Raw genomic sequence first — 11,611 nt, 5'->3', positions numbered from 1 at the left:
CTTTAGTGTCAAAGTCTTCGCGCAGGTTATTCCGAAAGCGGCTGGGCATGAGACTTAACCCATTGCGGATAGTGAGTGTTTGAAAATCTGGTCGGCGCCGACGCATCGTGGCAGGCCAGGGTCTCGCGGCTTGGCCGCCTGCTCAAGGGTGAGGTTGCCGGCTCTATTCCGCTTTCGTCCTGGGGCGCATCTGAACATCCAACAGTTCACGGCGCGCTTGGTCGAGAAGCGAGCCCGTGCTACGTCGGCCGAATTGACAGGCTTCGTCCGCGGTGTTGTCGGACGGAGCTTTGTCAGGGAGCATGATCGGTCGTTCATGAAGACAGCCAAGAAAATCTTCGATCTTGCCGGTGCGGCGTTGCTGCTGGTGGCCACATCTCCTGTTCTATTGCTTGCTGTCGTTGCCGTTCGGGCATCGTCACCGGGGCCGGTGATTTTTTCCCAAACGCGGGTAGGCCGCGACGGTGCGCCTTTTCGCTGTCACAAGTTGAGGACGATGTATCTCGGCACGCTGTCCTTGCCTTCGCATGAGGCGCCTGTGAGCGCCGTAACATCGGTCGGAAAGGTCCTTCGGAAGTTCAAGCTCGATGAGTTGCCGCAGTTCTGGAACGTTCTGAAGGGCGAGATGAGCCTGGTCGGGCCGCGTCCCTGCCTGCCGACCCAAACGGAATTGATCGAGTGCCGCCGGCGCTTGGGCGTTCTTGCGGCACGTCCAGGCATAACCGGTCTGGCACAGATCAGGGGCATCGACATGTCCACCCCGCAGCTCCTTGCCGAAACCGACGCAACCTATCTCCGGACGGCGTCGCTCTGGCTCGATCTGCGAATCCTGCTTGGAACGCTCTATCGCGGTTGAACAGACCACGATCCCAAAAAGTGGACGCCGGTTTTTGGAAAAGATCGTAGTCAGGCAAAAAGACCACGCTCCCAAAAGCGGGCGCCGGTTTGGATCAGGGATTAAAGAAGTCGGGATTTTTCCAACCGCGCTATTGCGGCCAACCGCTCCAGCGTGTGGGTTTCCGGCAGCCAGCCTTCTGATACGAGCAGGGAAGGGTCGCATATCTGCGTCGCGGTCATGCTATCCCATAACGGGCGCTTGCGTGCGAGGATCGCGGCTGCCCGGAGCGGTCCGGCCTGCACGGCCATCAGGCGCGTCGGCCTTCCGAAGCCGCTGCGAAAGGCGCCGACGATGGCCGCGACCGAAACCGGGGGCACATCGCTGGCGATGTAGATCGGGCGAAGCGGCTCCGGACGGTTCAGCAGATGCCATACGGCTCCTGCCGCCGACAGCGATGACAGCAGCGAGCGTTTCCCGGTCAGCGCGCCTGTCGGCAGCGGCAGGGCCGTATCGGCCAGGCGCATCAGCGTCGCCAGATTTCCTCTCATGCCGGCTCCATAGACCGGAGGCAACCGCAACACGGTGGCATCGGAACGGCCGTGCGAGGCATAGGCGTCCAGTATCCTGATCTCCGCTTCGCGCTTCGAGCGCCCATAGGCGCATTGCGGGTCGGGCATCGTATTCTCATTGATCGTTGCGCTGACACGTGCGCCAATCACGGCCCGGATCGAGGAGAGAAGGATGAAGCGTCCGCTTGCCTGCGTGGCGGCGGCATAGGCCAACCGTGCGCTCAATTCCGCATTGGCTGCCTTGAAATCGGCCTCGGTGGTACTGCCTTCATCATTGTTCAGGCCCGCGCAGTGGACGACATCCGTAACATCCCGGGTCAACGCCAGGAAGGCCGCGGCCGGCGCATCGAAACCCGGCATCAGCATCGCGCCGGACCCTGGATCAAGTCCCTCCGGTTGGCGCGAGGCGAGGCGAAGCTCGACGCCGGCCTCACGAAGCCGATGGACCACCTGGCGGCCGATGAAGCCTGTCGCGCCCGTGACCAGGACTTTCATCGACTTGCCCGGAACGGCCATTGGGCGGCGGATGGAGGCGCCTGCTCTTCCATCGCCGGCGGAGGGATTTGTTTTTCAGTCAGGGGCGGGCGTGTCTGCTCTTCCGCCAATGGGGCCTGGCGTCCGCACGCAAGGTAGGTTCCCGACAACAGGAAGACCATCAGCGCCATCATCGCTCGATCGATATTGAAGCGTCTTTTCTTGAAGGCGATCAACAGGACGGACCACAGGCCGCCGCCATTGAACACGAAGCTCACCACCGATCCCAGAACCGGTGGAAAAAAGAAGCAAATAATGGAGAAGTAGATATTGACCCGTGAAGGCGTCAGTCGCTGCCTTATAGACAAAAGCTGGTTCAAGTTGCGGGCTCGCTATTATCGAGAAGCTTTATGCGGCACATCTTTTTAGTGGACCCGAATGTGCTCGCCTCGAAATTGTCCACGCCTCACGACGCATGTTGCCCGCCTCCGGCTGGTATAGCGGCTGGGCTCGCTTTTCGATAGTGCGTCGGATTGATTGCCACTGAAAATTGACGGCCGGGCCGGCAGATCAGGGAGGGCTCAAGGAGCGCTGCCGTCGCGTTCTCCCGAGCAATATTTTTCCCGCATCTTGCCGACCGGAGGCATTGCGAACGGAAATTTCCGGGTTCTGGCGAAAGCATGGAAAATTCATTCCCGAACTGGCCGCTGCCGGGCTCGTCTTGCATTGTTCTGGGGCGCGCCGATCTGCTAGAACGCCCGCACGAAACACTTTGTCCAGAAGCGAAGCTTGAACCGGGCGCGAAAAGGCTCGATGGTTTGAGGTCTTCTGTCGCAAGGCATGAGAGAACGCTCACAGTCTATGACAATAGCGCTTACGCATCTGCAGCGGCTTGAAGCTGAGTCCATCCATATATTCCGCGAAGTTGCGGCCGCCTTCGCCAAGCCGGTCATGCTTTATTCGGTCGGCAAGGATTCATCCGTGCTGATGCATCTAGCGATGAAGGCGTTTTATCCCGCCAAGCCACCATTCCCCTTTCTTCACGTCGATACCACCTGGAAATTCCGCGAGATGATCGCCTTTCGCGATCAGATGGCGCAGAAGCTGGGCTTCGACCTGCTGGTCCATGTCAACGAAGACGGCGTGCGCGACAACATAAATCCGTTCGATCACGGTTCGAACACCCATACCCATGTCATGAAGACCGTGGCGCTGCGCCAGGCGCTCGACAAATACGGTTTCGATGCCGCCTTCGGCGGTGCCCGCCGCGACGAGGAAAAGTCGCGCGCCAAGGAGCGCATCTTCTCGTTCCGCAATGCCCAGCATGTCTGGGATCCGAAGAACCAGCGGCCCGAAATGTGGAAGATATTCAACACCCGCATCGCCTCGGGTGAATCGATCCGCGTCTTTCCGCTGTCGAACTGGACCGAGCTCGATATCTGGCAGTACATCCTGCAGGAGAACATCCCGATCGTGCCGCTCTATTTCGCCAAGCAACGGCCGGTGGTGGAACGCGACGGCATGCTGATCCTCAAGGACGACGAGCGCATGAAACTGCGTCCCGGCGAGATCGTGGAGGACCGGCTCGTGCGTTTCCGCACTTTGGGCTGCTATCCGTTGACCGGCGCCATCGAATCCGATGCCGACACGCTCGAAGCCATCGTTGGTGAGATGCTGACCGCACGCACTTCCGAACGCCAGGGTCGCCTGATCGACCGTGATGAGGCGGGTTCCATGGAAAAGAAGAAGCGCGAGGGGTATTTCTGACCATGCGCCACATCATGGCCAAGAGCCTCGCCCCCACCGACAGCGTTCGCGATTACCTTGCGGCGCAAGAAAAGAAGTCGCTGCTGCGCTTCCTCACCTGCGGTTCGGTCGATGACGGCAAGTCGACGCTGATCGGTCGCCTTTTGTCTGATACCAAGCAGATTTTCGAGGATCAGCTCGCCGCGCTCGAGCGCGATTCGCGCAAGCATGGCACCACCGGCGACGACATCGACTTCGCACTGCTGGTCGATGGTCTCGAGGCTGAACGCGAGCAAGGCATCACCATCGACGTCGCCTATCGTTTCTTTGCCACGCCCAGGCGCAAGTTCATCGTCGCAGACACGCCCGGCCACGAACAATATACGCGCAACATGGCGACAGGCGCTTCGACCGCCGACCTGGCGATCGTGCTGATCGATGCGCGACAAGGGGTGTTGCGCCAAACCAGGCGCCATTCGATCATCGCCTCGTTGCTCGGCATCCGCCACATCGTGCTTGCCGTCAACAAGATCGATCTCGTCGATTTCGACCAGTTGATCTTCGACCGGATCGTCGAAGACTACCGGCAGTTCTCACGCGATCTCGGCTTCCAGACCATCGTGCCGATCCCGATGTCGGCTCGCTACGGGGGCAATGTCAGCAGCCGCTCTGAAAACATGAAATGGTATTCCGGCCCGACGCTGGTCGAGCACCTCGAGGCCGTCTCGGTCGAGGAGGCGACCGTCGAACTGCCGTTCCGTTTCCCGGTCCAGTACGTCAATCGCCCCAATCTCGACTTCCGTGGTTTTGCCGGCACGATTGCTTCAGGTTCGGTCTCGCAGGGCGATGAGATCGTCGTCGCCAAATCCGGCAAATCCTCGCATGTCAAGCGCATCGTCGCTCATGGCGGCGATCTCAAACAGGCGGTCGCCGGTCAAGCCATCACGCTTGTTCTTGAGGACGAGGTCGAGATTTCCAGAGGCAACATGCTGGTTTCGCCGGCAGCCAGGCCGCAGGTCGCCGATCAGTTCGCCGCCAACATCGTCTGGTTTGACGAGCATGCGCTGCTGCCGGGCCGCTCCTACATCCTGCGCACCGAAACCGACCAGACCAGCGCCACTGTCACCGACCTGAAATACCGCATCAACGTCAACGACTTCGCCCATGAGGCGGCCAAGTCGCTTGAGATGAATGAAGTCGGCATCTGCAACATCTCGACGCGGGCGCCGATTGCCTTCGATCCTTTCGCCGAGAACCGCACCACCGGCGCCTTCATCCTGATCGATCGCATCAGCAACGCCACCGTCGGTGCCGGCATGATCGTGCACTCGCTGCGCCGTGCTGAAAACATCCACTGGCAATCGCTCGATGTCGGCAAGCGCGTGCGTGCCGACATGAAGAACCAGCGGCCTGCTGTGTTCTGGTTCACCGGGCTTTCGGGCTCCGGCAAATCGACCATCGCCAACCTGTTCGAGAAGAAGCTGTTCGCCACCGGCCGGCACACCTATATCCTGGATGGCGACAATGTCCGTCACGGTCTCAACCGCGATCTCGGCTTTACCGATGCCGACCGCGTCGAGAACATCCGCCGCGTCGCCGAAGTGGCCAGGCTGATGGCTGATGCCGGATTGATCGTCATTGTCTCCTTCATTTCGCCGTTCAGCGCCGAGCGGCGAATGGCGCGCGAGCTGATGGCCGATGGCGAGTTCATCGAAGTGTTTGTCGACACACCCTTCGAGGAATGCGCCAGGCGGGATCCAAAGGGCCTCTACGCCCGTGCGCTGAATGGCGAGATCAAGAATTTCACCGGTGTCGATTCGCCATACGAGGCGCCGGAAAAACCGGAAATCCATCTGAAGACGCTCGGCAAATCGGCGGAAGAGATGGTAGATGCCCTGGAACACTGGCTGAATGAGCGTGACATTGCCGAAGATCAATACGACAACGGCGGCGGCATCTGACGACAGGTCGATGCTCGAAATCTTCGAGCATCTGGCGCTGGCGGCTGGACGCGAGGTCATGCGTGTGTTTCACGCCGGTTGCGCGGTGGACCGGAAATCGGACTCCTCGCCGGTGACCGAGGCCGATCGCGAAAGCGAGAAGATCATTCTCGCCGGCCTGCGCGCCGCATTCCCCGACATTCCGTGCGTGGCTGAAGAGGAAGCGGCCGCCGGCGTCATGCCTGCCGATCTTGGCAAGGCCTTCTTCCTCATCGATCCGCTCGACGGCACCAAGGAATTCGTCAATCGCCGCACCGACTTCACCGTCAACATCGCGCTTGTCCGTCGTGGCGTGCCGGAAGTCGGCGTCGTCTTCGCCCCCTGCAGCGGCCGTTTCTTTTCCGGCCGGCCGGGCAGGGCGGAAGCTCTCGAAATCGATGGCGACTTCCAGATCGTCGCTCGCCGGCCGATTTCGGTGAGAACGGCCGCGGCCCCGCTGGCGGTGGTGGCCAGCCGCTCCCACAACACGCCGGAAACCGAAGCCTATATTCGCGACCTCGGTGCCGCCGAGATCGTTTCGGTCGGATCTTCCTTGAAATTCTGCCTTCTCGCCAGTGCCGAGGCGGATGTCTATCCGCGTTTCGGCCGCACCATGGAATGGGACACCGCTGCAGGCGACGCCGTGCTTCGCGCGGCGGGCGGCACGACGTGCACACTGGACGGCAAGCCTCTGGCCTATGGCAAACGCGATCAGGTCGACGACGAGGATTTCGCCAATCCGCATTTCATCGCCAGCGGCAGGGCAGGGACCAGCCCCGCCTGTGACTAACGGTTACTCGGCCGCGGCCTGCGCCGAGTTCGAACCGATATAGTTGCGGATCGTCTCTATGATTCGGTCCTGGTCGGCTTCGCTCAAATAGGGGTGCATCGGCAGGCACAGGATACGCTTCGGCAATTCCTCCGAAACGGCAAGACGCGTCGGCGTGCGCGGATAGTCGCGATAGGCGACCTGCTCATGCAGCGGCTTGACGTAGTAGATGACCGACGGGATGCCCTTTTCGCTCAGATGCGCCTTCAGCCCGTCGCGCTTCGGGGTTTCGATGGCGTACTGCGCCCACGCCGAGCGGCTGCCGTCGAGATTGCGGGCGGCGGTGACAATGTCGCCGAGGCCTTCGGCATAGCGATTTGCCACAATTTGGCGCGCGACCATTTCATCTTCCAGAATGGCCAGCTTCTCGATAAGGATCGCCGCCTGCAGCGTGTCGAGGCGAGAATTGATACCGACACGGACGTTGTCATATTGCGTCTCGCCCTTGCCGTGGAAGGCAAAGGAACGCAGCTTGTCGGCCAGTGCGTCGTCGTTGGTGAACATCGCGCCGCCGTCGCCATAGCAGCCAAGCGGCTTGGCTGGATAGAAGCTGGTCGAGCCGACATGTCCGAAGGCACCGCACATCTTGCCGTCAAGCGACCCGCCCATCGACTGGGCGGCGTCCTCGATCACCATCAAGCCTTCGCGGTTGGCGATGGCCATTATGGCTTCGTAGTCGGCGGCTAGGCCGAACAGGTCAACCGGGATGATCGCCTTCGGTTTCAGCCGGCCTTCCTTCTTGATCATCGCGATCGCGGCTTCGAGGCTGGCGATGTCGATGTTGTAGGTCTTGGCGTCAACGTCGACGAACACAGGCTCCGCCTTGGCCAGCGCCACCACTTCAGCCGTGGCGGCGAAAGTGAAGCTCGGCACGAATACGGCATCGCCCGGACCGATGCCAGCGGCAAACAGCGGCAGCAGCAGCGCGTCGGTGCCGTTGGCGCAGGCCACGACATGCTTGGTGCCAATATAGGCGGCAAGCTTCTTCTCGAACTCCGCGACCTGGGGGCCGAGAATGTAGCGGCCGTCCTCGACGACATGGTCGATCGCGGCTTTCAGCCGGTCGCGGATTCGTTCGCGCTGCGCGCCAAGATCGATGAACTGCATGTCGGCCTCAAAGCTGCCAATAAACCGGCCTGCTGGTAACAGACTTGGCACGGCTGAAAAAGCCGGCCGAGGGCAAGGCGAATTGCGCCAGTGTCGCAGCTCGTTACCGCCTTTTGCCGGCGCATAACGCCCAAAAGCCGGAAATCCGGCCTTCATGGCGCATTTGGAGCGTCCTCCGTCGCGCTTTTCCAGCCTATGGAAACATAAAGTGATCGGCTGGGGGCGTATCAGCCGATCTCGTGCCGCCAGGGTGGATTGGCGCCGGCGCGCGACACTGTCACCGCCGCCGCCTTGGCGCCGAGCGACAGTGCCTTGCGGATGGCGTCTTGTGGAAGCTCGCCTATGGCCGCCTTTGACAGCAATCCCTGCTCGTGTAGGGAGGCGAGAATGCCGGCGTTGAATGTGTCGCCGGCGCCGACCGTATCGACCACCGTGACCCTCTCCGGCATCACGGTGACGGCATGATCCCTGCTGTAGCCGACGGCGCCTTCGCTGCCATGCGTGACGACGATGAGCTTCGGTCCGCGATCGAGCCAGTTGCGCACGACGTCTTCATGCGAACCGGCTTCGCCGAACCAATGGAGGTCTTCGTCCGAGAGCTTTACGATGTCGGCCATCGCCATCATGGCGCGGATACGTCTGAGGTGCTTGGCCTTGTCCGGGATGAAATTAGGCCGGATGTTGGGGTCGAGCATCATGACGCGATGGCCATGCTCGCGCTTCATGAATTCCTCATAGGCGGATCCAGCAGGCTCCGAGATCAGGCTGATGGCGCCGAACAGCATCGCCTCGATCTCGGACCCGAGCTGCGGCAGGTCGTCGATGGTCAGCATGCGCCCGGCGGTGTTCTCGTCATAGAAGGTGTAGGTCGCCTGGCCATTGTTCAGTTTTACGAAGGCCAGCGTCGTCGGTCTCGGCGACGTGTGGGCATAGGTGGAACTGACCTTGCTCGCTCCCAGCGCGTCCCGGAATTGGCCGCCGAAAAGATCCGATGACAGGCCAGAGAAGAAGCCGGCCGGCGCACCGAGCCGGCCAAGCGCGATCGCAGTGTTGAACACCGCACCGCCGACATAGGGAGCAAAGGCCGGCTCCCCTTCCGTCGTGGTGCGCGGCAGCATGTCGATCAGGGCTTCGCCGCAGCAGAGGATCATGGCTTCTTGGTCTCCGGCGGATAGATCACGCCCTTACGGATGATGATGTTGGCGTAAAGTCGCGGCTCGCTTGTCGCGACGATAGCGTGCGCCGATTTGACCCGTGCATAGAAGTCGGCGCCGGCCAGCGCAACCACCTTGCGGCCCGGCACGCGTTTGGCACAGATCGCCTCCATCTCATGATGGACGGGGTCGGCGAGTGACGGATCGCCCTTCACCGAGGCGCGAAACAACGCCTCCGGGACGACGTCGTCGACCGGCAGGATGCTCAGGATCGCGTCGAGCATCGGAATGAGGGGATGACCGTCGGCCCGGACGAGGCGTCTTGCCTGCTCCTCGGCCGGATAGTTTCCATCGACCAGGGCGATCTCGTCGCCATGCCCCATGGCGCGCAGGGTCGCCAGGAGTTCCGGACCGAGTAGCGCCGGTATTCCGATCAGCATTCAGGCGCTCCTGGAAATCGTGGTCGAACCGACGAGGAAACGCTCCGAAAGCGGCAGGCTGGCGCCACCAAGGGCCCGAGCGTGGATGCCGACTGTTCCCTCGCGGACGGCTGGAAGCCTCAATCCTTCGCCGTCAACGGTGCCGATGGCTTCGATGACGGCATCGACCAGCCGCCGCCGTACGGTGAGCGGCATCCAGCCGTCGATCACCGCCGCCTCGAAATCGATGACGGAAGAGGCCGCCACGATGGCGTAGGCCAGCGCCCGCGAGGCGCTGGCGATCCAATCGTCGAGCTCGACGCCGATCTCGCCCCAGTCTTCCGGAGACGTCCACAGATGTGAAGCTTCGACACCGCGGGCGTTGAGCGCCTTTTCCAGCATGGTGATCGATGCGATGTCGATCAACTGGGTTGGCTTGCCCTCGGGGCCTGGCACCGGCATGGAGCCCAGCGCGCCGGCATTGCCGGTAGGGCCACCATAGAGGCGTCCATTCAGCACGATGCCGCCGCCGGCAAAGGCGCCGATATAGAAATAGACGAAGTCGCGGGCGGCTCCTGCCTGGCCGAAGACGAGTTCGGCGCCGCAAGCCGAGGTGGCGTCGTTTTGAAGGTAGACGGGAAATTCGCACTGCAACTGGATCTCGGCCCTGATGTCGCGGTGGCGCCATTCATCCATCACGTCCCGGGGCGCGTTGGCCCTATCGGCCCAGTTCCACAATTCGAACGGCATGGCGATGCCGAGCCCGGCAATGCGCTTGTTCTGAGCCGGGCTGAGTTCTGCGCGCATCTTTTCCATGCCCGAGGTGACGAATTCCACTGTCTCGCGCGGCGCCGGGTAGCGGTAGGAGTGCTGCAACATCGAACGGACATTGCCGAGGAAATCAATCAGCACGAGTTCGGCGCTGCGCCGGCCGATCTTCAGGCCTATGAAATACGCACCTTCCGGATTGAGCGCCATCGGAATGGACGGTTGGCCGATCTTGCCGCGCAACGGCGCCTGACGCACGAGAAGATTGTCGTCTTCAAGTTCCCGCATGATGACTGAAACGGTCTGAGCCGAAAGTCCGGTCATACGGGCGATGTCGGATTTGGCGAGGCTGCCATGCTGGCGCACCAGCGAAAGCACGAGCCGCTCATTGTGGTCCCGCATCCCGCTCTGATTGGTGCCTCGGTGAAGCCGACTCTCGGCTGCCTCGGGCGAACCGTGCCTCGCACTGCCGGTCTCCACCCTGGTCCTCCCGTTAATTCCCCTCGGGGCTTTGGGCCAGAATGAGCGGTCAAGGCAAGTGTGTCAATAATAAATAAGAGTGATTTAATTATTGACAGCCAGCGCGGTCTGGTGTCTGCTAAAGCCGGCATCCACGCTGGGATGGTTTGTTTGGATGCTTGTATGGATGCCGGTTGGCCGGCACCCGAAATGGTTCCACTGGGAGGACAATCGTGACCGACAAAAGAGTATTGAAAGCAACAGTTTTTGCCGCCGCCGCGCTCGGCGTGATGGCGTTTGCACCGGCCGCGTTCGCTGCCAATGTCAGCGCTTGCCTGATCACCAAGACCGACACCAATCCCTTCTTTGTCAAGATGAAGGAAGGCGCCACGGCGAAGGCCAAGGAAATCGGCGTCGATCTCAAAGCCTATGCCGGCAAGGCCGAAGGCGACAATGAAGGCCAGGTCGCGGCGATCGAATCCTGCATCGCCGATGGCGCCAAGGGTATTCTGATCACCGCCACCGACACGGCCGCTATCGTGCCGGCGGTCAAGAAGGCGCGAGACGCCGGACTTCTCGTGATCGCGCTGGACACGCAGCTTGAGCCCGCCGATGCCGCGGATGCGACGTTTGCAACCGACAATTTCAAAGCCGGCGAACTCATCGGCTCATGGGCAAAAGCGACTTTGGGCGATAAGGCCAAGGATGCCCATATCGCCTATATGGACCTGATAGCCAGCCAGCCATCGGTCGACGTGCAGCGTGACCAGGGCTTCATGAAGGGCTTCGGTATCGACGTCAACGATCCCAAGAAGATCGGTGACGAAAAGGATCCGCGCAATGTCTGCCACGATCTATCTGGCGGCAATGAGGATGGCGGCCATACCGCCATGGAGAACTGCCTGCAGAAAGACCCGAACATCAACGTCGTCTATACCATCAATGAACCCGCCGCCGCGGGCGCCTACCAGGCGTTGAAGGCGGTTGGCAAGGAGAAGGACGTGTTGATCGTTTCGATCGACGGCGGCTGCCCGGGCGTCAAGAATGTGGCGGAAGGTATTATCGGCGCCACCTCCCAGCAATATCCCTTGCTGATGGCCTCGCTTGGCATCGAGGCGATCAAGGCTTTCGCCGACACCGGCAAGAAGCCTGAACCGTCGCCCGGCTTGAACTTCTACAATACCGGTGTGACGCTGATCACCGACAAGCCCGCTGCCGGCGTCGATTCCATCGACACCAAGGCAGGTCTCGCCAAGTGTTGGGGTTGAT

Annotated in this window: 10 protein-coding genes and 1 pseudogene; 5 read left to right on the top strand and 6 right to left on the bottom strand. The window is 61.3% G+C overall.

Translation table 11 applies throughout. The features are described 5' to 3' along the window. Window positions 1–316: 316 nt before the first annotated feature. The gene (locus FJ934_RS13120) at window positions 317–856 is read left to right on the top strand and encodes a sugar transferase (RefSeq protein WP_140610038.1); all 540 of its coding nucleotides are present in this window, start codon (window positions 317–319) and stop codon (window positions 854–856) included. 101 nt (window positions 857–957) lie between these two features. Here FJ934_RS13120 and FJ934_RS13115 read toward each other — a convergent pair whose 3' ends face one another. Both FJ934_RS13115 and FJ934_RS13110 read right to left on the bottom strand, forming a co-directional pair. Continuing rightward, window positions 958–1,902, bottom strand: coding sequence for an NAD-dependent epimerase/dehydratase family protein (locus tag FJ934_RS13115; protein ID WP_140610037.1), 945 nt, complete (start codon window positions 1,900–1,902; stop codon window positions 958–960). A gap of 161 nt (window positions 1,903–2,063) precedes the next feature. After that, a pseudogene (locus FJ934_RS13110) lies at window positions 2,064–2,261 on the bottom strand (O-antigen ligase family protein); the annotation flags it as partial. A 481-nt stretch (window positions 2,262–2,742) separates the two neighbouring features. On the opposite strand from FJ934_RS13110, the gene cysD reads away from it, so the two are divergent. The 3 genes from cysD to cysQ are packed head-to-tail and all read left to right on the top strand — an operon-like array spanning window position 2,743 to window position 6,396. Then, the gene (gene cysD / locus FJ934_RS13105) at window positions 2,743–3,648 is read left to right on the top strand and encodes a sulfate adenylyltransferase subunit CysD (RefSeq protein ID WP_140610036.1); all 906 of its coding nucleotides are present in this window, start codon (window positions 2,743–2,745) and stop codon (window positions 3,646–3,648) included. Window positions 3,649–3,650: 2 nt separating this feature from the next. Next, entirely contained in the window at window positions 3,651–5,588 is a 1,938-nt protein-coding gene (gene cysN / locus FJ934_RS13100; protein ID WP_181165602.1) for a sulfate adenylyltransferase subunit CysN, read from the top strand. A gap of 10 nt (window positions 5,589–5,598) precedes the next feature. Continuing rightward, window positions 5,599–6,396 carry a 3'(2'),5'-bisphosphate nucleotidase CysQ gene (gene cysQ, locus FJ934_RS13095; RefSeq protein ID WP_181165606.1) on the top strand — a complete coding sequence of 266 codons (798 nt, stop codon included), beginning with the start codon at window positions 5,599–5,601 and terminating at the stop codon, window positions 6,394–6,396. Window positions 6,397–6,399: 3 nt separating this feature from the next. Here the strand turns inward: cysQ and FJ934_RS13090 are convergent, their stop codons facing one another. The 4 genes from FJ934_RS13090 to FJ934_RS13075 all read right to left on the bottom strand — a co-directional run bounded on the left by FJ934_RS13090 (window position 6,400) and on the right by FJ934_RS13075 (window position 10,363). After that, a complete protein-coding gene (locus tag FJ934_RS13090; protein ID WP_140610034.1) occupies window positions 6,400–7,542 on the bottom strand; it encodes a DegT/DnrJ/EryC1/StrS aminotransferase family protein in 1,143 nt (380 codons plus the stop codon). Window positions 7,543–7,769: 227 nt separating this feature from the next. Then, window positions 7,770–8,693, bottom strand: coding sequence for a carbohydrate kinase (locus FJ934_RS13085; protein ID WP_140610033.1), 924 nt, complete (start codon window positions 8,691–8,693; stop codon window positions 7,770–7,772). Then, window positions 8,690–9,136: an RbsD/FucU domain-containing protein gene (locus FJ934_RS13080; protein WP_140610032.1), complete on the bottom strand. Its 447-nt coding sequence runs from the start codon at window positions 9,134–9,136 to the stop codon at window positions 8,690–8,692. The genes FJ934_RS13085 and FJ934_RS13080 overlap by 4 nt, the downstream gene beginning before the upstream one ends. Continuing rightward, on the bottom strand, window positions 9,137–10,363 hold the full coding sequence (locus tag FJ934_RS13075) for an ROK family transcriptional regulator (RefSeq protein ID WP_140610031.1): 1,227 nt from the start codon (window positions 10,361–10,363) through the stop codon (window positions 9,137–9,139). 269 nt (window positions 10,364–10,632) lie between these two features. Between FJ934_RS13075 and FJ934_RS13070 the strand changes: the two genes are divergently transcribed. Further along, a complete protein-coding gene (locus FJ934_RS13070; RefSeq protein ID WP_181165605.1) occupies window positions 10,633–11,610 on the top strand; it encodes a sugar ABC transporter substrate-binding protein in 978 nt (325 codons plus the stop codon). The last annotated feature ends 1 nt before the right edge of the window (window position 11,611 follow it).

Source organism: Mesorhizobium sp. B2-4-12 (assembly GCF_006441575.1).
GTDB lineage: Bacteria > Pseudomonadota > Alphaproteobacteria > Rhizobiales > Rhizobiaceae > Mesorhizobium.
Note: the sequence above shows the minus strand (reverse complement) of the source record. Positions and strands in the feature narration are given on the sequence as shown.